The sequence below is a fragment of the Sphingobium sp. FG125 genome, from assembly GCF_057809795.1.
Genome location: NZ_JBMDKQ010000008.1, coordinates 180,260 through 203,576, shown reverse-complemented (window position 1 = coordinate 203,576; position 23,317 = coordinate 180,260). Strand labels below are relative to the sequence as shown.

The following is a 23,317-nucleotide window of genomic DNA, read 5'->3' as shown; positions in this document are numbered from 1 at the left end:
GCAAACCCATCTTGGCACTTAGATGCCGTGAGCGGGAGCCATCCACCTCATCCGGCTTGAACCGGCCGATCGGGCTGATATGGCAGCCCCATCCCGCCCCATAGCCCGGAGCCTGTCCCATGCACCCGCTTGATCGTCCCGTCTGGCACACGCTGCGCAGCGGCTGGGCGACGTTGGCGCAGGGGGACGGAGATGCGATGCGGCTCGATCCCGCTTATGGCCCCTTTGCGGCGACCGGCGATGACGGTGCGGACAGCCTGATCGCGCTGGCCGCGCTCGCAACCGGCGATAGCGAAATGTGGCTGGTCGGGCAGGATGTGGCGGTGACCCCGGCAGGTATGACGATCGCGCGCACCGCGACGTTGGCGCAGATGGTCGCGACAACGCTCAACCCTGCCCCGGCACCGCCGTTTGAGTGGATAGTGCTGGGCGAAGCGGACGCTGACGAAATGCGCGCGCTGGCGCTATTGACCCGGCCCGGCCCCTTCCACCCGCTGACCCATCGGCTGGGCCGTTTCATCGGTGTGCGTGAGGCGGGACAGCTGATCGCGATGGCGGGGGAGCGGATGCGCCTGCCCGGCTTTACCGAGGTCAGCGGCGTCTGCACCCATCCCGATTTTCGCGGGCGGGGCCTCGCCGGCGCGCTGATGCGGATCGTCATGCAGGCGATGCTGGAGCGGGGCGAGACGCCCTTCCTGCACGCCTACGCCGCCCATCACCGGACGATCGCGCTTTATGAGACGCTGGGCTTTGCGGTGCGGGCGGAGTTGCCGATGGCGGTGCTGGTGCGTTGACCCCACGAAAAAGGCCGGTGGATCGCTCCACCGGCCTCTTCTTGTCTTAGCGAGAGCGTTGGACTTAGAAGTCCATGCCGCCCATGCCGCCCATGCCACCGCCGGGCATACCCATCGGTGCCTTGTCATCGGCAGGCATTTCGGAGATCGCCGCTTCGGTGGTGATCAGCAGGCCAGCGACCGAGGCCGCGTCCTGCAGCGCCGCACGAACGACCTTGGTCGGGTCGATCACGCCGGCTTCCACCAGGTTTTCGTACACGTCGGTCGAAGCGTTGAAACCACGGGTCTCGTCATTTTCGCGCAGCAGGTTGCCAGCAACCACGGCACCGTCAACGCCCGCATTCTGGGCGATCTGGCGCAGCGGCGCTTCGATCGCCTTGCGGATGATGTCGATACCACGGGTCTGGTCGTCGTTCGCGCCCTTCATGCCGGCCAAAGCCTTGGTGGCATAGAGGAGAGCGGTGCCGCCGCCAGGAACGATGCCTTCTTCAACGGCCGCACGGGTGGCGTGCAGCGCGTCGTCGACGCGGTCCTTGCGTTCCTTGACTTCGACTTCCGAAGCGCCGCCAACCTTGATGACGGCAACGCCACCAGCGAGCTTGGCCAGACGTTCCTGCAGCTTTTCCTTGTCATAGTCCGAGGTGGTGTTCTCGATCTGCTGACGGATCTGCTCGGTACGGCCCTTGATCGCATCATGGTCGCCAGCGCCATCGACGATGACGGTGTTGTCCTTGTCGATGGTGACGCGCTTGGCGGTGCCGAGCATCGCCAGCGTGACATTCTCCAGCTTGATGCCCAGATCTTCGGAAATCACTTCGCCCTTGGTCAGGACAGCGATATCTTCCAGCATCGCCTTGCGACGATCGCCAAAGCCAGGGGCCTTGACCGCTGCGACCTTCAGGCCACCGCGCAGCTTGTTGACGACCAGGGTCGCCAGCGCTTCGCCTTCGATATCTTCGGCGATGATCAGCAGGGGACGACCCGACTGAACGACCGCTTCGAGGATCGGCAGGATCGACTGGAGGTTGCTGAGCTTCTTTTCGTGGATCAGAATGTACGGATCAGCCAGCTCTACAGCCATCTTTTCCGGGTTCGTCACGAAATAGGGCGACAGATAGCCGCGGTCGAACTGCATGCCTTCGACGACGTCCAGCTCGAATTCGAGACCCTTGGCTTCTTCAACCGTGATCACGCCTTCCTTGCCGACGCGCTCCATGGCTTCGGCGATCTTTTCGCCAACCACGGTGTCGCCATTGGCCGAAATGATGCCGACCTGGGCGATTTCCTTGGTCCCGGCGACGGGCTTGGAACGCGCCTTGAGGTCCTCGACAACCTTGATGACGGCCAGATCGATGCCGCGCTTCAGGTCCATCGGGTTCATGCCGGCGGCAACCGACTTCATGCCTTCACGGACGATCGCCTGCGCCAGAACGGTCGCAGTGGTCGTGCCGTCGCCAGCAATGTCGTTGGTCTTGGATGCGACTTCGCGCACCATCTGGGCGCCCATATTTTCGAACTTGTCCTTGAGTTCGATTTCCTTGGCGACGCTGACGCCGTCCTTGGTGATACGGGGAGCGCCAAAGCTTTTGTCGATGACGACGTTGCGGCCCTTTGGCCCCAAGGTCACCTTGACCGCGTCGGCCAGAATGTCGACACCGCGCAGAATGCGCTCACGAGCGTCGCGGGAAAATTTTACGTCTTTTGCAGCCATGGGAAAAACCCTCTTTCTTGCAAATGGAGATAGTCAGAAAAACGGAATGATTTAGGCGACGACGCCCAAAATGTCCGATTCCTTCATGATCAGCAGGTCCTCACCGTCGACCTTGACTTCGGTGCCGGACCATTTGCCGAACAGGATGCGATCGCCAGCCTTGACGTCGAGCGGGGTCACCTTGCCGTCTTCGGCCTTCGAGCCGGAACCGACGGAGACGATTTCGCCTTCCTGCGGCTTTTCCTTGGCAGTGTCGGGGATGATGATCCCACCGGCGGTCTTTGCTTCCGCTTCGATACGGCGGACGAGAACACGGTCGTGCAATGGACGAAATGCCATGTTGATTGCCTTTCCCTTCTGTTTGGGATCGGTCCGGCGCGCGATGCCGGGGATGAATCCCCCCGAAAACCGCCCTCGCCTTATCCTTCTCCCGATAAACTGCGTTGCTGTTAGCACTCATTGAAGGAGAGTGCTAGCGCGGTTAGATATGGCGCAACCGAAAGGTCGGTCAAGACCTTCCATGCGCATTTTTTCGCGACCGATGATTTTCGGTGCAACATCCTTCAGCGCCGTTGCGGTGCGGCGGGGCGCTTCCTACCTGACGCGGATCAGCATCCACGAGAGGCCTCTCCCCCATGAGCGATCCAACCTACACCCCGCCCGCCGTCTGGACATGGGACAAGGCCAGCGGCGGCCAGTTCGCCAATATCAACCGGCCGACTGCGGGCGCAACCCACGACAAGGATCTGCCGGTGGGCCAGCATCCGTTCCAGCTTTACTCTCTGGCCACGCCCAATGGGCAGAAGGTCACGATCCTGCTGGAAGAATTGCTGGAGGCGGGATTTACGCAGGCGGAGTATGACGCCTGGCTGGTCAAGATCGGTGATGGCGACCAGTTTTCCAGCGGCTTCGTGGCGGTCAATCCCAACAGCAAGATCCCGGCGCTGATGGACCATAGCGTGTCGCCACCGCAGCGCGTGTTCGAATCCGGCGCGATCCTGCTGTATCTGGCCGAAAAGTTCGGCGCCTTCGTGCCGACCGATCCGGCCAAGCGGACAGCCGCGCTCAGCTGGCTGTTCTGGCAGATGGGCAGCGCCCCTTTGCTGGGCGGCGGCTTTGGCCATTTTTACGCCTATGCCCCGGAAAAATATGAATATCCGATCAACCGCTACACAATGGAAGTGAAGCGCCAGCTCGACGTGCTGGACCGGCATCTTGCGGACAACGCCTATATGGCGGGCGACGAATATAGCATCGCCGACATCGCCATCTGGCCCTGGTATGGCGGCGTGGTGCTGGGCTACGCCTATGATGCGGCGGAATTTCTGGATGCGGGCAGCTACACCAACCTGCTGCGCTGGGCACGGCAGATTGACGCGCGCCCGGCAGTGACGCGCGGGCGCAAGGTCAACAAGATCAACGGGCCATTGGATGGCCAATTGCATGAGCGCCACGACGCGGGCGACTTCGCAACGAAAACGCAGGACAAGCTGGAGGGGGCGGCGTAAGAGTCTCTTTGGAAAAGCGCGAAAGAGCGCTTTTCAAGTGCGGTTCCAGCCCGCTCCCCCGCCCAACCGCCCGATCCAGTATCATCCTGTCGGGTGGTTGGGCGGGGGAGTGGGCTGGAACCGGCTTTCCCAAAAAACTCTAACGCCCCCTCCCCCGCATCAATAGCCGACGGTGAAGCGCTGGCGGCTGTGGCGCGGCGTTTCGATTTCATCGACCAGTGCGATCGCATAATCGGCATAGGATATGCTGCTCTTGCCATCGGCATCGCTCAGCAATTGATCGGTGCCGAGGCGAAAGCTGCCGGTGCGTGGGCCGACGAAGAAGAAGAGCGAGGGCGACACATAGGTCCAGTCGATGTCATCGACGCCGCGCAGATAGTCGAGGAACGCCTTGCCCCGGCTGGCTTCGGGCAGATATTCCTTGGGGAATTCGGGCGTGCTGATCAACGGAACGCCCGGCGCCACCTCCAGACTCGCCGCGCCACCGACGACCAGATAGCGCGGTACGCCCGACGCCCGCACAACTCCGACCAGCGACGCCGGATCGGTATCGCCAAACATCACCGCACTGACGACGGCATCATGGCCTGCGATAGCTTGCACCAGCGCGTCGGGATGGTTGACGTCGCCCGCAATGGCGGTGACCGCCGCATCCTGCACCGCATTTTCAGGATGACGGGCAATAGCCGTCACCTGATGCCCGCGTCGGGCCAGTTCCGCGCTGATTTCCTGCCCCGCACGACCCGTGCCGCCGATGATCGCTATTTTCATGCCCGTCTCCATAAGGGGTTACCAATGGAAACCAGATAGCGATTATGCTATCAGGGGTGCAAGAAGGCACCTCGCCTTCACCTGGTTACGTCGAGGATACTACCCATGCCGTCTGCCACCCCCGCCCTGCCGCCACGCATCGGCGACGCCTATAATCCCGACTGCCCGACCCGACATATTCTCGACCGGATCGGCGACAAATGGGCGGTGCTGGTGTTGCTGAGCCTGAAAGACGGGCCGGTGCGCTTCAACCTGTTGCGCCGCCGGATCGGCGCGATTTCGCAAAAGATGCTGTCGCAGACGTTGAAGAGCCTGGAGCGCGACGGGCTGGTCAGCCGCGCCGCCTTTGCGACCGTGCCGGTGACGGTGGAATATCGGCTGACCCCGCTGGCAGGCGGGCTGATCGGCATATTGGACCAGATTACCGGCTGGGCCGAATCCCATGTCGGCGACATCATGGTCGCCCGGCGCGCGCATGATGCGGGGGTGGAGGCGATGGCGGCTTAGGCTTCGCGTGTCTCATTACCTCCGTTCGCCCCCCGATCGAGCCGGGGGCAGGCTCTGAGCCTGTCGAAGGGCCGCACTTACTTGCGCGAAGAAGGACAAGGCTTCGACAGGCTCAGCCCGAACGGATAAGAAGCTATCCTTCACCCAGCCGCCTTCACAATCTCCGCCCATTCCTCTTCGCTGATCACCGTGATCCCCAGCGCGGCGGCTTGCTTCAGCTTACTCCCCGCCCCTGGCCCCGCGACCACCAGATCCGTCTTGGCGCTGACCGATCCCGCCGCCTTGGCCCCCAGCCGTTCAGCCTGCGCCTTGGCCTCGTCGCGGCTCATTGTTTCCAGCTTGCCGGTGAACACCACGGTCTTGCCGGTAACGGCGCTGGCGGTGGTTTCCACGACATAGGGAGGCGGCGTGACCTCTTCCAGCAGGTCCTCCCACACCGCGACATTATGGGGTTCGTGGAAGAAATCGGCGAGCGCATGGCCCACCGCCGCGCCGACATTTTCGACTCCGATATGATCGGCAATCGCCTTGTCGCGCTTGACGGGCGTGTCAAATGGCTGGTCGCGCAGGGCGATAATCTCTTCCGCCAGCGCGCGCACGCCCGGCAGCGTGGTGTAGCGCTTGAGCAGATCGCGCGCCGTCACCGCGCCGACATGGCGGATGCCCAGGCCAAAGAGCAGCCGCGCCGCGTCCGGCGCGCGCTTCGCCTCGATCGCGGCGAGCAGATTGTCGACCGACTTTTCCTTCCACCCCTCCCGACCGATCAGGTCTGGACGGTGGCGTTTCAGGCGGAAAATATCGGCGGGTTCGGTGATCCAGCCCAGATCGAGAAATTCCTGGATCGACTTCTCCCCCAGCCCCTCAATGTCCAGCGCCACCCGGCTGACGAAATGGCGCAATCGCTCGAAGCGCTGCGCCGGGCAGATCAAGCCGCCGGTGCAGCGATAATCGACCTCCCCTTCCTCACGCACCGCCTCGCTCTGGCAGATCGGACATTCGGGCTTGAAGATATAGGGCGCGCCGGGCTTGTCGCGATCGAGATTATCCACCACCTGCGGGATGACGTCGCCCGCGCGCTGGACGATGACGCGGTCACCGGGGCGCACGCCCAGCCGGGCAATCTCGTCGGCATTGTGCAGCGTGACGTTGGAGACGACGACGCCGCCCACCGTCACCGGGGTCAGGCGGCCCACCGGGGTCAGCTTGCCGGTGCGCCCAACCTGAATGTCGATCGCCTCCAGCGTCGTCTGCGCGCGTTCGGCGGGAAATTTATGCGCGATCGCCCAGCGCGGTGCCTTGGCGACAAAGCCCAGCCGCTGCTGCCAGTCGAGCCGGTCGACCTTATACACCACCCCGTCAATGTCGAAGGGCAGGTCGGCCCGCGCGCGTTCGATGCTGCGATAATGGGTCAGGATGGCGTCGAGCGTATCGAGCGACACCAGCCGGTCCGACACCGGCAGACCCCAGGCCGCAATCGCCTGCATGACCCCCAGTTGCGTGTCGGCGGGCAAGGCGCTGTACGCCCCCCAGCCATGGGCCAGGAAGCGCAACGGGCGGCTGGCGGTGACGGTCGCGTCCTTCTGGCGCAGCGATCCGGCGGCGGCGTTGCGGGGGTTGGCGAATTGCCGCGCCTTGTCCGGCTCGTCCGCCTCGGCCAGCAGCCGGGCGTTGAGCGCGGTAAAATCCGCCTTGGCCATATAGACCTCGCCCCGCACCTCGAACAGGTCGGGGATCGCATATAGCCCCTCCCCTTCAGGGGAGGGGTTGGGGTGGGGGCTATCAACCGGCGCAGCGCCATCCGGCGCGCCCCCACCCCCGTCCCCTCCCCTGAAGGGGAGGGGTGGAAGTTTTTGCGGAATATCGGCGATGGTACGGACGTTGGCGGTCACATCCTCGCCCGTAGCGCCATCGCCGCGCGTCGCGGCCAGCACCAGTTCGCCCTTCTCGTAACGCAGCGAACAGGACAGGCCGTCAATCTTCGGCTCGGCGGTCAGCGCAACCGGCGCATCATCGGGCAGCGCGAGGAAGCGGCGCACACGGGCGAGGAATTCGGCGATATCCTCATCGGCGAACCCATTGTCGAGGCTCATCATGCGGACGGCGTGGGGGATTTTTTTGAGCGCCGATGTCGGCGCGGCCCCGACCTGTGCATTGGGCGAATCGGCCCGAACCAGGTGCGGAAAGGCCGCCTCCAGCGCGTTATTTTCCGCAATCAGCGCGTCATAGGCCGCGTCGCTAATCTCAGGCTGGTCCTGATCATGATAGAGCCGGTTATGCTTGGCCACTTCGCGCGCCAGACGCATCAAACGGTTGGCAGCTTCGGCTTCGGAGAGGGTGGCGGGGTCGGTCATAGCGCCTCCATACCGCCCTCCGTTCGTCCTGAGTAGCCATTGAGCGTAGTCGGAGTCGCAGACGACCAAAGGGCAAATGGCATATCGAAGGATTGGGCGCTTGCTTCGATACGGGGCTTCGACTTCGCTCAACCCCTACTCAGCACGAACGGAGATTGGATTAAAGCCCCGATACCGGCACCGTCTCGAACAGCTGCCCGAAACCGGCGATGATCGGGCGGGCCTTGGCGATGGCGGCCTGCACGGCGGGGCGTTTGAGCGAGGCCATGTGATTGTCGCGGCTGTCCCATACTTCGGTGATCCACAGCGCGTCGGGGTTAGCGGTGTCGAGCGCGATGACGTAGGACAGGCAGCCGGGCATCCCGGTCGTGCCTTCGCGCAGATAGGTCAGCAATTCGTCGCGCTTGCCGGGTTTGGCGATCATCTGGCCGATCAGGCCGTAGCGGGGCGGGGCCGATTGCGCGGTGGCGGGGATGGCGCTGGTGGCCATGGCGGCGGCGGTGAAGCCCAGCATGTCTCTGCGGTTATGGGTTTTCATGCTGTCCTCCGCCATCCTATCTGCCGTGTTCCCGCGCAGGCGGGAACCCAGTCCCACGCTCCGATCTGGGTTCCCGCCTGCGCGGGAACACCGACATCACACCCGCTCCAGCAACCGTTCCGCCTGCGCCCGCGCCTCTGCGGTAATCTCCGCGCCCGACAGCATCCGCGCGATTTCCTCGCGCCGTTCGCCTTCATCCAGCGCATGAACCCCCGTCCGCGTCACCGTGCCGTCGCTCGATTTGGCGATCAACAGATGGCCTGCGCCGCGCGCGGCGACTTGCGGGCTGTGGGTGACGACCAATATCTGGTTGCTGCGCGCCAGCCGCGACAAGCGTTCGCCGATGGCGGACGCCACCGCGCCGCCCACGCCCCGGTCGATTTCGTCGAAGATCAGCGTGTCCGCCCCGCCCTGCTCGGCCAGCGCGACTTTCAGCGCGAGGATGAAGCGCGACAATTCGCCTCCGCTAGCGATCTTGGTCAGCGGGGCGAAGGGCGCGCCGGGGTTGGTCGAAATCTCAAACTCCACCCGGTCCATCCCCTGCCCGGTCCATTGCGCTTCATCGAGCGGCGCGACCACGGTGCGGAAACGCGCGGCATCCAGCTTCAACGGCGCAAGCTCCGCCGCGACCGCCGCGTCAAGCTTACCAGCCGCCATTTGCCGCTCCCCCGACAGCGCCTGCGCGGCGGCGCGATAGGCCGCCGCCTTCTTCGCGAAATCCGCCTCCAGCGCAGCGATATGCTCCTCCCCGCCCTCGATCGCGGTCAGGCGTGCGGCCATCTGCGCGCATAATTCCGCCAGATCATCCGGCTGGACCTGATGCTTGCGCGCCAGCCCGCGCAGGTCGAACAGCCGGGTTTCGATGTCGTCCAGCCGGGCGGGGTCGAAGCTCAAAGCCTCCGCCACTTCGGCCAGCCGGTCCTCCGCCTCGCCCGCCTCCACCACCGCGCGGTCGAGCGCCTCCAGCACGGAGGCCAGCCGCTCATCCTCCGCCGCGATCCGGTCAAGCCGCCGCGCCGCCTGCCGCAGCTGGGCAAGGCCACCGTCGGAGCCGGTCAGGCAGTCCGCAATCGCCGACAGATCGTCGGTCAGGCGCGCGCCCTTCTGCATCGACGCGCGTTCTTCCGCGAGAGTCGCCTCCTCGCCCGGTTCGGGACCGAAGCGGGTCAGTTCATCGACGGCATGGGCCAGATAATCACGGTCGCGGGCGGCGGTATCGACGGTAGCGCGCGCTTCGGCGAGGGCGTTCGCCGCCTTGCGCCACGCGCCATGCGCGGCACCGACCGCGCCAGCATCGCAGCGACCATAAGCGTCGAGCAACGCGCGATGCCCCCGCGCGTTAAGCAAGCCGCGATCGTCATGCTGGCCATGAATTTCCACCAGACACCCGCCCAGTTCACGCAGCAGCGCCGCCGAACAGGCCGAATCATTGACGAAGGCGCGGCTGCCGCCATCGGCCTTCACCGTGCGGCGGATCAGCAGCGGTTCGCCCGGCTCCATGTCGATGCCATTGTCGGCCAGCAGGATCGCGGCGCGATGGTCGGCGAGCGGTGGATCGAAGGTCGCGGTAACGCTGGCCTGCGCCTCACCATTGCGGACGAGGCCGCTATCGGCGCGCGCGCCCAGCGCCAGTCCCAGCGAATCAAGCAGGATCGATTTGCCCGCGCCCGTTTCCCCGGTCAGCACGGACAGGCCCGCACCGAAATCCAGGTCCAGCGCCTCGATCAGCACGACATTGCGGATGGACAATGAGGTTAGCAGCGCGGTTACTCCCCCCTCCCTTTCAAGGGAGGGGTCAGGGGGTGGGTGCGCCGCGCCAGCGGCGCCTGCAACGGTGAGGTTGAACGCTCCCCTTCGGGTCGCGACCCACCCCGATTCAGGTAAACAGCATCCCATGCTGTTTAGGTCAAGCCGGGGGCTTGACCGACCTGAACCGCCCTCCCTTGAAAGGGAGGGGCTAAATTTTACGCCTTGCTGCCATGTTCCTGCATCAGCTTGTAGCTGCGCTCATACCATTTGGTGCCGGGATAGTTGGCGCCCAGCACGGCGGCGGCCTTGCGCGCTTCGTCGGGGATGCCGAGCGAGAGATAGGATTCGACCAGCCGCTCCAACGCTTCGGGCGTGTGCGTGGTGGTCTGATATTTGTCGATCACGACGCGGAAGCGCAGCGTGGCGGCCAGCCACTGGCCGCGCCGCTGGTAGAAGCGACCGACTTCCATTTCCTTGCCGGCCAGATGGTCGTTGACCAGATCGACCTTCAACCGCGCATCGGCGGCATAGCGGGTGCCGGGATAGCGGCGGATCAGTTCACCCAGCGAATCGAGCGCCTGTTGCGTGATCTTCTGGTCGCGGCTGACATCGGCAATCTGCTCATAATAGCAGAGCGCGATCAGATAATAAGCGTAGGGCGCATCCTTGTTGCCGGTATGGATCGACAGGAAACGCTGCGAGGCCGAGATGGATTCGGCATAGTCGCTGTTCATATAGTAGCTGAACGCCGACATCAGCTGCGCCCGGCGCGCCCAGGGCGAGTAGGGATGCTGGCGCTCCACCTCGTCAAACAAAGCGGCGGCCAGCTTATACTGGCCGCGATCAAGCCGGTCCTTGCCGCTATTATAGAGGGTCGACACGTCGCGGGCGACATATTGGGTGTCGGCCTTGTTCTTGGACGTCGCGCAGCCTGCAAGCAGGGTGGCAAGCAGAAGCGGGGCGGTGGCCGCGCCGATGCGCGTTACGGTTTTCATCAGCATGGGGCGGGTCATAGCCGAGGGACACGCCGTCGCCAAGCGGCAGAATGGAGTCAGGCTCAACAGGCCATCCGCGCCGGCAGATCGAGCCGCGCGACCGCGCCGCCATTCGCCCCCGGCGTCAGCGAAAAGCGCCCGCCCAGCTGCACCGCCAGTGCATTGGCGATGCGCAGGCCCAGCGAATCGCTGGTGCCATGTTCAAAGTCCGGAGCAACGCCATGGCCGTCATCAACGATGCGCAGCGCCAGCGCGCCCTGCGCCTCCTCCAGCGTCACTACGATCTTGCCGGGCAGATCAGGCAGGCCATGCTCTATCGCGTTGCTGACCGATTCCGCCACGATCAGCGCCAAAGGCACCGTGATGGCAGGTTCGATGGTCAAACCTTCGGGCGCAGCAACGGAAAGCTTGATGTCCGAACGGCCACTGGCTTCCAGCACATCGTCGGTCAGCATGGTCAGAAAGGCACCTATATCCTGCCCCGCCCCCGACGGATCATAAAGCGCGCGACTGATCCGCCCGACCAGTCCCAGCCGCGCCGACGCATCGTCCAGCGCCTTGCGCGCGACATCATGATCGACATGGCGTCGCTGGAGCGCCAGCATTGCGGCGACAACCTGCAAATTGTTGGACACACGATGCTGGAGTTCATGGAACAATAGTTCGCGATTTTCCGCCAGCGCCCGGCTGCGTTCGCGTTCCACCGCCAGATGAAAATTGGCCCGCTGCATGAAGTGGATCAACAATATGTCGACCACCACCACGCCGGTGTAGAACAGCATCGCGACGGCAACCCCAGGGTTCACCTCCCTGCTGTAGAAGGGCGGAATGAAGACATACCAGGAGACAAGGCCGCAAAGGATCGCGGCAAAAATGCCGGGCCGGACGCCGAACAGGAAGGACGAAAGGATCACCGCCGGAAAGAAGGTGACGAAGGGATAACCATTGGGCAGCAATGGTTCAGCGGCGATACGCAGCATGAAGGCCGCACCGCAGAAAATCAGCGTCAAACCATAGGCATAGGCTGGCCGATCTAGGACGAGCGGCAGGCGTTCGACAAAGCGCGCATTGCTCCGCTGCATGATGTTCCCCAAATGGTCCATCGTTACAGTAGCAGAACCTTAGCCCGATGCATTGATCGAAATCAGTCGGCGGGTCGCGTCGCATAAAAAAGGCGGTTATCGCATTTGCAAATCCGATATTGGCATGTCGAACATAGCCCATCCTCTCCCGGCAGGCAGGCCTGTCGCATATGGAACTTCCCATATTTTACTTCGTCATGCTGAACTCGTTTCAGCATCCATCATGCCCCACAAGCCGCCGTTCGCGACGAGAAATGGATCCTGAAATAAATTCAGGATGACGATGAATGCGGGGGCGGTTTCATATGCGATAGCCCTGCCTTGCAGGGGAGGATTTTGTGCCGACTTCGCAAAGGGCATGATGAGCAAAAAAAAGGGCGCCCGGTCGAACCGGACGCCCCATTTTTCTCAGTTCGTCGGATGGACAATCAATCCTGGGTCAGGAAGTCGGGCAGACCGCCCGGTGCCGGGCCGTCATCATTGCCGCCTTCGCTGCGTTCGCGACGCGGGCCACGATCACCGCCGTCACGGCGCGGGCCACGACCACGATCACCGCCGCCGTCGCGACGCGGGCCACGGCCTTCGCCGCCGCCACCGTCACGGCGCGGACCACGATCGCCACGGGGTTCGCGCGCTTCACGGGCAGGACGGGTATCTTCCAGTTCCTCGCCGGTTTCCTGATCGACGACGCGCATCGACAGGCGAACCTTGCCGCGCGGATCGATTTCCAGAACCTTGACCTTCACTTCCTGGCCTTCCGACACGACGTCGGTGGGCTTTTCAACGCGCTCATTCTTCATTTCGGAGACGTGGACGAGGCCGTCCTTGCCACCCATGAAGTTCACGAACGCCCCGAAATCGACAATGTTGACGACCTTGCCGTCATAGATTTTGCCGACTTCCGCTTCCTGCGTGATGCCAAGGATCCACTTGCGCGCGGCCTCGATCTGCGCCGGATCGGACGAGCTGATCTTGATCAGGCCTTCATCGTCAATGTCCACCTTCGCACCGGTTTCGGCGACGATCTCGCGGATGACCTTACCACCGGTGCCGATGACTTCGCGGATCTTCGACTTGTCGATCTGCAACGTCTCGATGCGCGGTGCGTGAGCCGACAGCTCGGTGCGGGTCGAGGCCAGCGACTTGGCCATCTCGCCCAGAATGTGCGCGCGGCCTTCCTTCGCCTGGGTCAGGGCAGCTTCGAAGATTTCGCGCGTGATGCCCGCAATCTTGATGTCCATCTGCATCGTGGTGATGCCCTCGGACGTGCCGGCCACCTTGAAGTCCATGTCGCCCAGATGATCTTCATCACCCAATATGTCGGACAGGACGGCAAAGTCCTTGCCTTCCAGGATCAGGCCCATGGCGATGCCGGACACGGGGCGCTTCAACGGCACACCGGCGTCCATCATCGACAGCGAACCGCCACAGACGGTCGCCATCGAGGACGACCCGTTCGACTCGGTAATGTCGGACAGAACGCGGATCGTGTAGGGGAACTCATCCTTGCTCGGCAGCACGGGGTGCAGTGCACGCCATGCGAGCTTCCCATGGCCCACTTCACGACGACCCGGCGCGCCGAAGCGACCGACTTCACCGACCGAATAGGGCGGGAAGTTATAGTGCAGCATGAAGTTTTCATAATGCAGGCCTGTCAGGCCGTCGATCATCTGCTCGGCGTCCTTGGTGCCCAGCGTGGTGGTGCAGATGGACTGCGTTTCACCGCGCGTGAACAGGGCCGAACCATGGGTGCGGGGCAGGAAGCCGACCATCGCCTCGATCGGGCGGATCTGCGTGGTGGTGCGGCCGTCGATGCGCTTGCCGTCCTTCAGGATGGCGCCGCGCACGATTTCCGCTTCCAGCTTCTTGGTCAGCTTGATGCCGGCCATCACCGTCTGGGCGTCCAGGCCGTCGGCAGTGAACTTCGCCTTCGCCTTGGCGCGGGCTTCGTTCAGCGCGTTGGAACGGGCCGACTTGTCGGTCAGCTTGTAAGCAGCGGCAATATCCTTGCCGATCAGCTTCTTGAGCTTGGCCTTCAGTTCGACCAGATCATCGCTCTTGGCCATGTCCCAGGGGTCCTTGGCCGCCTTTTCAGCCAGGCTGATGATGGCGTCGACAATCTTCTTGCTCGCTTCATGCGCGAACAGGACCGCGCCCAGCATGATTTCTTCCGACAGCTCTTTCGCTTCGGATTCGACCATCATGACCGCGTCGTAAGTGGCGGCAACGACCAGATCGAGTTCACCGGTCTTTACCTCGTCCAGCGACGGGTTGAGCTGATATTCGCCATCCTTGTAACCGACGCGCGCCGCGCCGATCGGCCCCATGAAGGGGACGCCCGACAGGGTCAGCGCAGCGGACGCCGCGATCATCGCCACCATGTCCGGCTCGCTTTCGCCATCGAACGACAGCACCTGGGCGATAACGTTGATTTCGTTGTAGAAGCCTTCGGGGAACAGCGGGCGGATCGGACGGTCGATCAGGCGGGAAACCAGCGTTTCCTTTTCGGTCGCGCCGCGCTCACGCTTGAAAAAGCCGCCGGGAATGCGGCCGGCGGCGGAATATTTTTCCTGATAGTGAACGGTCAGCGGGAAGAAATCCTGGCCTTCCTTCACGCTCTTGGCGGCGGTCACGGCGCACAGCACCACGGTTTCGCCATAGGTGGCCAGCACGGCGGCGTCAGCCTGGCGTGCGATACGGCCGGTTTCGAGGGTCAGCGTCTTGCCGGCCAGCTCGATCGATACCTTCTTGACATCAAACATAGTTTTTTCCTTCGCCCGCGTCGGCCCTATTGCCGGGCGGGGCCTTTGGTGGAGCCGGTGAGGCTCCATGAGGTGAGGAGCGAACTCCTCCTATCCGTTCGCCCTGAGCGAAGTCGAAGGGCTTTGCTGAGCGGAGGCGAAGCAAACTTCGCTTCGCTCAGTAGAAGGCTTCGACAAGCTCAGCCCGAACGGTGTGGGGAAATGTCCCCTGTATCATGAGCACCGTGCCGAATTGCCCGACGCCATGTTTCAGAATCAGAAACGGCCCCGCATGGGGGCCGTCCCGTTGAAGGTCTGCGTTATTTACGCAGGCCCAGCTTACCGATCAGGTCGACATAGCGCGCCTGATCCTTCTTCTTGAGATAGTCCAGCAGCGAACGACGCTTGTTGACCATCATCAGCAGACCACGACGGCTGTGATTATCCTTGTGGTGACCCTTGAAATGCTCGGTCAGGTTGGTGATCCGCTCGGTCAGGATAGAAACCTGAACCTCTGGCGAACCCGTATCACCCTCAGCGCGGGCATATTCCTTGATCAGCGCTTCCTTGCGCTCGGCAGTAATCGTCATTTAGTCGTCATCCTTCGACATCAGGTTGAAACCGCGCACCACGATGATCTCGCGATCATCCGACCGGACCAGCGCGACGGGGATATTCCCGTCCATCGCCAGATACAGGCCGGTGGTGGCAGTGATCCCGGTCAGAACCTTCCCCTGTCGGAGCATCAGGGCCTGATCGGGAGAGACGGGGAGAGCCGGGATGTCGTCCAGCCCCGCCGTCAGCGGCAGCATAAGGCTACCGATGGCGCGCTCGTTAGCAGCATGGCGCAATTTGTCCAGCGAAATCGCGGAATCCAGGGTGAACGGCCCGGCCTTGATACGGCGCAGCATGGTGACATGACCCACCGTCCCCAGCGCCAGCGCAATGTCGCGGGCAAGGGAGCGGATATAGGTGCCCTTGGAGACATGGGCGGTGAGGGTGATGCTCTCCAGTTCCTCCCCGGCACGGGGAGGGGGACCAGCCGCAGGCTGGTGGAGGGGGCTGGCGTCTTGACGCGATGGGGGCGCGTTCAGCCGCCCACCCCCTCCGTCGGCCTTCGGCCGCCACCTCCCCGTGCCGGGGAGGATCGAATAGATCGTCACCCCCCGCACCTTCATCTCCACATCCGCCCCCGCCCGCGCCAGATCATAGGCGCGCTGGCCATCGATCAGGATGGCGCTATAGGCGGGCGGCACCTGCTCGATCGGGCCGGTGAAGCGCGGCAGCACCGCCTCCACCTGCGCCCATGTCGGCCACACATCGCTGGTCGCGATCACAGCGCCTTCCAGGTCGAGCGTGTCGGTCTGCGCGCCGAACGCGATGGTGAAATCATAAATCTTGTCGCTGTCGAGCATTCGCCCGGCCAGCTTCGTCGCCTCGCCAATCGCGATCGGCAGCACCCCTGTCGCCAGCGGATCGAGCGTGCCGCCATGGCCGACCTTGCACTTGCCCGCCCCGCTGTCGCGCAGTGCGCGCTTGACCGCGCTGACCGCCTGGGTCGAGCCAAGTCCGTGCGGTTTGTCGAGGATGATCCAGCCGTGCATAGACGCGCGCCTACACCGCAGCAGGCGGCTTGTCAGCCGCCCATCTGCTCCACAAAATGGCGGCGGCACAGCGCGACATAGCGATCATTGCCGCCAATCTGCGTCTGCGCGCCATCGCGCACCGCCTGCCCCTGCCCGTCCACGCGCAAATTCATCGTCGCCTTGCGCCCGCAATCGCACACCGTCTTGATCTCGCTCAGTATGTCCGCCAGCCCCAGCAGATGGGCACTGCCCTCAAACAATTCCCCGCGAAAATCGGTGCGCAGGCCATAGCAGAGCACCGGCACGCCCAGCCTGTCGGCAACACCAGCCAGTTGCCACACCTGATCGCGGGTCAGAAACTGCGCCTCGTCCACCAGCACGCAGGATAACGGCGTCCTGTCATGCTGCGCGGCGATGGCCGCGAACATATCCACCGCCGGGTCGAACAGATGGGCCTGTGCTTCCAGCCCGATGCGCGAAGATACCAGCCCCGCGCCGTACCGGTCGTCGATCGCGGCTGTCCACAGCATCGTCGCCATGCCGCGCTCGCGATAGTTGAAGCTCGATTGCAGCAGCGTCGCCGATTTGCCCGCATTCATCGAGCTATAATAGAAATAGAGCTTGGCCATGGATTACCGAATTGTGGGCGCTACGCCGGACAGAAAGCGCACCAGCGCGTCGGCCAGCGCGATCCTCTTGTCGGAAAAACTATGATCGGTCGGCCAGACCATCAGCCGCGCATTGGGGTTCGCCCCCTGCGCGTCGGCCGCCACCTTGCGCGCCTCGGCTCCCAATCCCTTCTCCGCGCCAAGGATCGTGAGCGGTCGGCGGCCATAGCCCGCCAGCCGTCGGCCAAGGTCGAACTTGTCGCCATTGCCCTTTATCTCGGCGGTCAGGCTGTCATAGGTCGCGCCATGCAGCGGTGGCAGGTCGCTCTCCACCTCCGCCTTCCACGCCGCCTCGCCCTGCGCCGTCGCAAGCGCCGCGACGGTCTGCGCCGGGTCCCACGGGTCGATCAGGAACAGCCCGGCCACGCGCGGTTCGGCGGCGGCAATGTCTGCCGCCATGAACCCGCCCATACTATGCCCCGCCACCACGATGGCGCTGGTGTCGATGCGATATCTGGCAACGGTCGACGCCTGCTGGAGAAACTGCAGCGCGGCAACAGCATCGTCGGACGCATGGCCAAAGGAGAAATTCCCCGGACTGCCCCACGACCCGCGATAATGGAGCGTCAGCACATTCCACCCCGCGCGGCGGGCGGCCTGGGCCAGGTCCAGATTCTGCTCGTTACCGGGAAAACCGTGGAGCAGCAGCAACGTGGGATGCAGCCCGGCCCCGGCAGCCGTGTACATGACGGCATTCATCGCCCCATCGCCCGACGGCAAAACGAAGGCGCTCATCCCCGCAGGATAGGTGGCGTCCGGGGCGGAATCGCTGATGACGGCGGGGTGGATGGCGGGCTCTTTGGCGGTGGTCGGGGTGATGGCGCATGACAAAAGCGCACAGGACAACAGCAAAGCCCGCATGGTGAAATTCCCTGATATCATATCAAAGTCATGACGGTGACAGGCGGCGAATCCCCAACCGTCCGCTCGATCCGCCGGTCGAATGTCAAAAACATCTCCGCGTCCGCAGCCATCGACAAGTGCATCATATCAGCAAAATCAGCGCCAGCGGCAAAACGATCAATGACCCAGCCTATTCTGGCAGGTTGCCCCAAAGCTTCCGGCAAATCGACCACGTCGAGCAAGGCTGCGGCTATGCGCTCACGTGGCCATCCATAGCTCGCGCGCAATACCCACTCTGTCTCGACCAATACGGTCGGCAACACTAAAAAGCCCTGCCTCATCCGGTCCGCCGCAACAGCCGCTTGCGCCAGATCGTCGCCCGTCAGGAACCGCACCAGCACATTTGTATCAATTGCCGCCGCCACGATCAGTCCTTGCGATCGCGGAACATCTGCGCGATGGCCTCATCCATTTCCTCGATAGAAACAGGCGGCCCCTGATGCTGGTAGCGGGCCTTGATACCCACCATGATTTCTTCAAAGCTGCGACCGGACTTTTTATGCTGCGGGTTGAGCAACACGCCGCCACCCATCGGCACGACATCGAATATCTGCCCGGACGTAAAGCCAAGCTGGTCCCGCACATCCTTGGGGATGACGATCTGCCCTTTGGCAGAGAGAGTCGTTTTGGCGTTCATATTGGTAAGATGCGTCTTACCGCGCAGTGAGTCAATCCTCGCCGTCATCATCCTTGACCAGATCCTGCGCCACCTTGGGATCGCGCAGCAGTCTGTCGATATGGCTGCCCTCGTCGAAACTGTCATCGGCCAGAAACTTGATCTTGGCCGCATATTTCAGCCGCGTACGCGACGCGACCTCGCGCTGGAAATAGGCGGTGTTGGTGCGCAGCGCCTTTAGCACAGCTTCCTCATCCCGCCCCAGCAGCGGCTTGATGAAGGCGGTGGCGTGGCGCAGGTCGGACGACATGCGCACTTCGGTGACACTCACGACATGCTTTGCCAGCACATCGTCATGCACGTCACCACGCTGCAAAATGTCGGACAGGATATGACGCACCTGCTCCCCCACGCGGAGCGCACGGACAGACGGGCCTTGAGTTTGTTGCAATGTCATAGGTTCAGCTTTCCGGCGCTATATCTTCAATTGCGACGTTCAGTTCGTCAGCAAGTTTGCGCCACAGTGCAAGTCCGCCTGCTTTCTTGCCATTTTCGACGTTGCTTAAATATGTATGGCTATGACCGACACGGCGGCCCAGGTCCACAAGCGTGAAATGGCGATGCTTGCGCCAGGCGCGAAGGGGGCTTTCGCCAGCCATTATCGCATCCACAACCTCAGCCGGCACATATTCTTCGCCGCCCTCTCGGTGTGTTTGCGCCTTTTCGGCGGCCAGCAAATCCGCCCTATCCTCCGCAATATCCACCAACCGCTGATAATCTTCCATCGGCAGCATAGCGATTTTCTGGCCGGCGATCTCGACAATCTGGGCAGTCATGGGTTCACCTCATAAGCCGATCCACGCGGGGCGATATCGTCGATCCAGAGGATATTCTGCTCGATGCGAAAAATCACACGCCAGTCCTGCACCCGCAACCGATATTCCGGTCGCCCCTGCAACCGCTTCATATTCGCCGTCAGCGAGTCTGGATCATGCGCCAGTTCCTCGATCTTCTGCCGAATAAGCGTCCGCTTGTTGGAGCGCAGCAACGCCCTCATCGCCGTTTTCGAGAAACGAATATCCACATGGAAATGTTACGCTCAGACACAAAGAGGGTCAACGAATTTAACCAATAGCTAAATTCATTGACCCTTCGCTTGTCTCTCACAGCGTGCGGATGCGCTCCTCGACCTCGAACAGTTCGAGCGTATCGCCTGCCTTGATGTCGTTGGTGTCCTGCAACACAGCGCCGCACTCCATGCCGGCACGCACTTCGGACACATCGTCCTTGAAGCGGCGCAGCGAGTGGATGACCGTCTTGGACACGATGACATCGTCGCGGGTAAGGCGCGCGTTGAGCCCCTTGCGGATGACGCCTTCCTTGACCAGCAGCCCGGCCGCCTTGTCCTTCTTGCCCGCAGGGAAAACCTGCAACACTTCGGCGCGACCCACGATCGTTTCGATGCGTTCGGGGGCCAGCTGGCCCGCCATTTCGTTGCGCACTTCTTCGAGCAGGTCGTAGATCACGTCATAATAGCGCAGCGAGATTTTCTCGCGGATCGCCAGCGGACGCGCCTTGGCATTGGGACGGACGTTGAAACCGATCAGCGGCGCGCGGCTGGCAGACGCCAGCGTAACGTCGCTTTCGGTGATCGCGCCGACGCCGGAGCTGAGGATACGCACCTTGATCTCGTCGGTCGAAATGCGATTCAGCGCACTGACGATCGCTTCGACAGACCCCTGCACGTCGCCACGGATAACCACCGGATATTCGATGACCTTGGTGCTGAGCGCCGAGAACATATTTTCAAAGTTCGTCGGCACGGATGCCGTCCGTTTCCGCGTGATCTGTTCCTGACGATAGGCGGCAACCTCACGAGCACGCGCCTCATTCTCCACGACCGACATCTGGTCGCCCGCCATCGGCACGCCCGACAGGCCCAGCACTTCGACCGGCACCGAAGGACCGGCAGACTTGACCTGCTGGCCCTTGTCATTGACGAGGGCGCGCACCTTGCCGCTTTCCGCGCCGATGACGAAGGTGTCACCGACCTTGAGCGTACCCTTGCGCACCAGCACGGTGGCAACCGCGCCACGGCCCTTGTCCAGCTGGGCCTCGATCACATTGCCTTCGGCGGCGCGATCGGGGTTGGCGGTCAGTTCCATGACTTCGGCCTGGAGCAGTATCTTTTCGATCAGCTCGTCCAGACCGGTTTTCTTGAGCGCGGACACCTGCACGTCCTGCACGTCGCCGCCCATATCCTCGACCACGATTTCATGTTCGAGCAGGCGCTCACGCACCTTTTGCGGGTTGGCTTCGGGCTTGTCGCACTTGTTGATCGCCACGATCATCGGCACGCCGGCCGCCTTGGTATGGTTGATCGCCTCGATCGTCTGCGGCATCAGCCCGTCATCGGCGGCCACCACCAGAATGACGATGTCGGTCACGTTCGCACCGCGTGCGCGCATTTCCGAAAAAGCCTCATGGCCCGGCGTGTCCAGGAAGGTGATGATGTCGCCACCCTTGGTCGTCACCTGATAGGCGCCGATATGCTGGGTGATGCCACCGCTTTCGCCCGCGACCACATCGGTCCCGCGCAGCGCATCGAGCAGGCTGGTCTTGCCATGATCGACATGGCCCATGATCGTGACGACAGGCGCGCGAACCTTGAGCGATTCGACCGGATCGAGATCGCCCTCGATACCGATTTCGACGTCGGCTTCGGACACGCGCTGGATGCGGTGGCCAAATTCCTCGACCAGCAGTTCGGCGGTGTCCTGATCAATCGACTGGTTGAGCGTAACCGCCTGCCCCATCTTGAACAGCGACTTGACCAGATCCGCGCCCTTTTCGGCCATACGGTTGGCCAGTTCCTGCACGGTGATGACTTCTGGCACGACCACGTCGCGCGACTGTTTTTCGCGCGTCTTGGAGCCACCGGCATAATGGGCGCGGCGTTCCTTTTCACGGGCGCGCTTGAGCGCGGCAAGGCTGCGCGCACGGGCGCTGTCATCATCGGCCAGCGCCTTGGTGACGGTCAGCTTGCCGGCCTGGCGACGATTATCCTCGCCCTTCTTCGCCCGTTCGGGCTTGGTCGGTTCGGGACGCTTGACCGGCGTGACCGGGGTGAAGCGGCGCGGCGGCGGGGGCGCAGCGGTGGTTGCTGCGGGCTGCTCTTCCGTTGCGGCAGGGGCAGCCGCGTCAGGCGCAGCTACAGCTTCCTGCGGCGCAGCGGCGGGTGCTTCTGCAACCGGCGCGGCTTGCGGTGCCTTGGCTTCCTCGACAGCAGGCGCTGACGCCTCGATTTCGGCGGCCTGGCGGTTTTCCTCGGCCCGGCGCTTTTCATTCTCGACCGCAGCGATACGCTCGGCCGCTTCGCGACGGCGCGCATCTTCCAGCGCGTTCATGCGCGCTTCCTCGGCCTCGCGCAGCAGCTTGGCCTGCAATTCCTGACGCGACATCAGGCTTTGCGGCGGTGCCTGACGCGCAGGGGCAGGCTGCGGCGCACGCTGCTGAGGCGGTGGCGGGGCAGCAGGACGGGGCGCGGCGGGTGCGGCTGTGGTCGCCACTGGCACCGGATCAGCCTGCGGCGCAGCAGCAGCCGGGGCAGCTTCGCCCGGCTTGCCCAGGACGCGGCGCCGCTTCACCTCAACCACGACCGTATTCTTGCGGCCATGGCTGAACTGCTGCTGCACCTGACCAGATTCCACGGTCCGCTTGATGCCCAGCGGCTTGCGGCCCAGAACCGGCTTGTCTTCCTTGCTGTCACTCATACGACTGAACTTAACCCTTCACTTCATCACCGGCCGGTGCAGGCACCGACGCATCATTCCATGCAATCTCGGCACCCTGCGCAGCGGAGGATTGCTCCTCCTCCTGCGCGGGCGCCTCGATAACGCAACCCAGATAGCTTTCCAAGCGGCCCAGGGCCGCACGCAGGCGTAAAGCCGCGCGCGAGTCGGTCACCGCAACATGGACGACATTATCGCGCCCCATTGCCATAGATAGGGCCTCGCGGTCCACAGGCAAGACGGTGCCTGCAAGATCGCTGCCTTCCGCTTCCTGTCCGACGCGCAGCGCCTGGTCCAGTTTGCGGTTGCCATCGGCAGCCGCATCGGCGGCGTGGAGCAGCAATTTAACCAGCCCCTTGCGGCAGGCGGTATCGATTTTTTCAGAGCCGGTGAGCAGCATGGACGCGCGCGCCTCCAGCCCCAGACGGCTGAGCAGATCCTGCCGCAGCGCCGTCTCGATCCGTTCGGGCAGGTTCGCCTCGATCTGGAGCGCGCCGTCCTTGAACGACCGCGCGATCGCGCCTTTGAGCTTGCCCTTGGCGAGTGCTGTTTCCAACTCGGCCCGGCTGACGCCGATCCATGCGCCCCGCCCCGGTGCTTTGGCCCGGACGTCGGGCAGCACCTGACCCTCCGGCCCGATCGCAAGGCGAATGAGCGTTTCGGGGTCGGCGCGGTCGCCGGTCAATATGCATTTGCGTTCGGTCATGCGTGCCCCTCCGCCAAAACGGATGGACTGGCAACCCCAACGCTATCGGATAAGCCTAAACGCTCATCGGGGAGTGTCCGCAGCAATGGCGTCCTCCCTAACAGAGGGCGCAGGCGTGCGGTCGGCCAGCAGCAAGCCGCCCGCCGCATAATTTTCCAGGCTCAGTTCGGTGATATTGATCTGGACGGCAGCCGCCGGCTTCCCCAGCCGCTCCACGAGCGACTGGGTGATGTCGGCAACCAGCGCGGCTTTCTGCTCACGCGTGGCGCTACCAGCCAGACGGATATCAACGAACGGCAC

General features: G+C 63.2%; 25 protein-coding genes. 3 read left to right on the top strand and 22 right to left on the bottom strand.

Annotated features, from left to right (window positions below):
- Positions 1 to 119 precede the first annotated feature (119 nt).
- Positions 120 to 794: a GNAT family N-acetyltransferase gene (locus tag ACODSR_RS10425; RefSeq protein ID WP_489076179.1), complete on the top strand. Its 675-nt coding sequence runs from the start codon at positions 120 to 122 to the stop codon at positions 792 to 794.
- 64 nt (positions 795 to 858) lie between these two features.
- Here ACODSR_RS10425 and groL read toward each other — a convergent pair whose 3' ends face one another.
- Complete coding sequence (gene groL, locus ACODSR_RS10420) at positions 859 to 2,505, bottom strand: chaperonin GroEL (RefSeq protein WP_489076177.1); 1,647 nt, start codon at positions 2,503 to 2,505, stop codon at positions 859 to 861.
- Between the two features lie 51 nt (positions 2,506 to 2,556).
- Entirely contained in the window at positions 2,557 to 2,844 is a 288-nt protein-coding gene (groES, locus tag ACODSR_RS10415; protein WP_489076175.1) for a co-chaperone GroES, read from the bottom strand.
- A 296-nt stretch (positions 2,845 to 3,140) separates the two neighbouring features.
- Between groES and yghU the strand changes: the two genes are divergently transcribed.
- Complete coding sequence (yghU, locus tag ACODSR_RS10410) at positions 3,141 to 4,013, top strand: glutathione-dependent disulfide-bond oxidoreductase (protein WP_489076173.1); 873 nt, start codon at positions 3,141 to 3,143, stop codon at positions 4,011 to 4,013.
- A gap of 159 nt (positions 4,014 to 4,172) precedes the next feature.
- Here the strand turns inward: yghU and ACODSR_RS10405 are convergent, their stop codons facing one another.
- Complete coding sequence (locus ACODSR_RS10405) at positions 4,173 to 4,784, bottom strand: NAD(P)-dependent oxidoreductase (protein ID WP_489076171.1); 612 nt, start codon at positions 4,782 to 4,784, stop codon at positions 4,173 to 4,175.
- A gap of 105 nt (positions 4,785 to 4,889) precedes the next feature.
- Between ACODSR_RS10405 and ACODSR_RS10400 the strand changes: the two genes are divergently transcribed.
- A complete protein-coding gene (locus ACODSR_RS10400; RefSeq protein WP_489076169.1) occupies positions 4,890 to 5,291 on the top strand; it encodes a winged helix-turn-helix transcriptional regulator in 402 nt (133 codons plus the stop codon).
- 140 nt (positions 5,292 to 5,431) lie between these two features.
- Here ACODSR_RS10400 and ligA read toward each other — a convergent pair whose 3' ends face one another.
- The 19 genes from ligA to ACODSR_RS10305 form a co-directional block, all read right to left on the bottom strand.
- A complete protein-coding gene (gene ligA, locus ACODSR_RS10395) occupies positions 5,432 to 7,642 on the bottom strand; it encodes an NAD-dependent DNA ligase LigA (RefSeq protein WP_489076167.1) in 2,211 nt (736 codons plus the stop codon).
- 160 nt (positions 7,643 to 7,802) lie between these two features.
- Positions 7,803 to 8,156, bottom strand: coding sequence for a putative quinol monooxygenase (locus ACODSR_RS10390; RefSeq protein ID WP_489076203.1), 354 nt, complete (start codon positions 8,154 to 8,156; stop codon positions 7,803 to 7,805).
- A 120-nt stretch (positions 8,157 to 8,276) separates the two neighbouring features.
- Positions 8,277 to 9,941: a DNA repair protein RecN gene (gene recN / locus ACODSR_RS10385; protein ID WP_489076201.1), complete on the bottom strand. Its 1,665-nt coding sequence runs from the start codon at positions 9,939 to 9,941 to the stop codon at positions 8,277 to 8,279.
- Positions 9,942 to 10,144: 203 nt separating this feature from the next.
- Complete coding sequence (locus ACODSR_RS10380; RefSeq protein WP_217671821.1) at positions 10,145 to 10,930, bottom strand: outer membrane protein assembly factor BamD; 786 nt, start codon at positions 10,928 to 10,930, stop codon at positions 10,145 to 10,147.
- Positions 10,931 to 10,986: 56 nt separating this feature from the next.
- Complete coding sequence (locus ACODSR_RS10375; RefSeq protein ID WP_489076165.1) at positions 10,987 to 12,006, bottom strand: sensor histidine kinase; 1,020 nt, start codon at positions 12,004 to 12,006, stop codon at positions 10,987 to 10,989.
- A gap of 195 nt (positions 12,007 to 12,201) precedes the next feature.
- A complete protein-coding gene (locus ACODSR_RS10370) occupies positions 12,202 to 12,375 on the bottom strand; it encodes a hypothetical protein (protein WP_489076163.1) in 174 nt (57 codons plus the stop codon).
- Positions 12,376 to 12,434: 59 nt separating this feature from the next.
- Entirely contained in the window at positions 12,435 to 14,768 is a 2,334-nt protein-coding gene (gene pnp / locus ACODSR_RS10365; RefSeq protein ID WP_489076161.1) for a polyribonucleotide nucleotidyltransferase, read from the bottom strand.
- 299 nt (positions 14,769 to 15,067) lie between these two features.
- Positions 15,068 to 15,337 carry a 30S ribosomal protein S15 gene (gene rpsO, locus ACODSR_RS10360; RefSeq protein ID WP_056688046.1) on the bottom strand — a complete coding sequence of 90 codons (270 nt, stop codon included), beginning with the start codon at positions 15,335 to 15,337 and terminating at the stop codon, positions 15,068 to 15,070.
- Complete coding sequence (gene truB / locus ACODSR_RS10355; protein WP_489076159.1) at positions 15,338 to 16,351, bottom strand: tRNA pseudouridine(55) synthase TruB; 1,014 nt, start codon at positions 16,349 to 16,351, stop codon at positions 15,338 to 15,340. It lies immediately after the preceding gene.
- A gap of 32 nt (positions 16,352 to 16,383) precedes the next feature.
- Positions 16,384 to 16,962 carry a thymidine kinase gene (locus tag ACODSR_RS10350; RefSeq protein WP_489076157.1) on the bottom strand — a complete coding sequence of 193 codons (579 nt, stop codon included), beginning with the start codon at positions 16,960 to 16,962 and terminating at the stop codon, positions 16,384 to 16,386.
- A 3-nt stretch (positions 16,963 to 16,965) separates the two neighbouring features.
- Complete coding sequence (locus ACODSR_RS10345) at positions 16,966 to 17,862, bottom strand: alpha/beta hydrolase family protein (RefSeq protein WP_489076155.1); 897 nt, start codon at positions 17,860 to 17,862, stop codon at positions 16,966 to 16,968.
- 17 nt (positions 17,863 to 17,879) lie between these two features.
- The gene (locus ACODSR_RS10340) at positions 17,880 to 18,269 is read right to left on the bottom strand and encodes a type II toxin-antitoxin system VapC family toxin (RefSeq protein WP_489076153.1); all 390 of its coding nucleotides are present in this window, start codon (positions 18,267 to 18,269) and stop codon (positions 17,880 to 17,882) included.
- A 2-nt stretch (positions 18,270 to 18,271) separates the two neighbouring features.
- Entirely contained in the window at positions 18,272 to 18,541 is a 270-nt protein-coding gene (locus ACODSR_RS10335) for an AbrB/MazE/SpoVT family DNA-binding domain-containing protein (RefSeq protein WP_489076152.1), read from the bottom strand.
- A 31-nt stretch (positions 18,542 to 18,572) separates the two neighbouring features.
- Positions 18,573 to 18,977 (bottom strand): 30S ribosome-binding factor RbfA, encoded by a 405-nt coding sequence (gene rbfA / locus ACODSR_RS10330; protein WP_489076150.1) that lies wholly within the window; start codon positions 18,975 to 18,977, stop codon positions 18,573 to 18,575.
- Between the two features lie 4 nt (positions 18,978 to 18,981).
- Positions 18,982 to 19,356 carry a helix-turn-helix domain-containing protein gene (locus tag ACODSR_RS10325; protein WP_489076148.1) on the bottom strand — a complete coding sequence of 125 codons (375 nt, stop codon included), beginning with the start codon at positions 19,354 to 19,356 and terminating at the stop codon, positions 18,982 to 18,984.
- Positions 19,353 to 19,577, bottom strand: coding sequence for a type II toxin-antitoxin system RelE family toxin (locus ACODSR_RS10320; RefSeq protein ID WP_489076146.1), 225 nt, complete (start codon positions 19,575 to 19,577; stop codon positions 19,353 to 19,355). Before ACODSR_RS10320 ends, ACODSR_RS10325 begins: the two co-directional genes overlap by 4 nt.
- Positions 19,578 to 19,683: 106 nt before the next feature.
- A complete protein-coding gene (infB, locus tag ACODSR_RS10315; protein ID WP_489076144.1) occupies positions 19,684 to 22,293 on the bottom strand; it encodes a translation initiation factor IF-2 in 2,610 nt (869 codons plus the stop codon).
- Between the two features lie 10 nt (positions 22,294 to 22,303).
- Entirely contained in the window at positions 22,304 to 23,017 is a 714-nt protein-coding gene (locus ACODSR_RS10310; protein ID WP_489076142.1) for a DUF448 domain-containing protein, read from the bottom strand.
- Between the two features lie 63 nt (positions 23,018 to 23,080).
- Positions 23,081 to 23,317: a tautomerase family protein gene (locus ACODSR_RS10305; RefSeq protein WP_489076140.1), complete on the bottom strand. Its 237-nt coding sequence runs from the start codon at positions 23,315 to 23,317 to the stop codon at positions 23,081 to 23,083.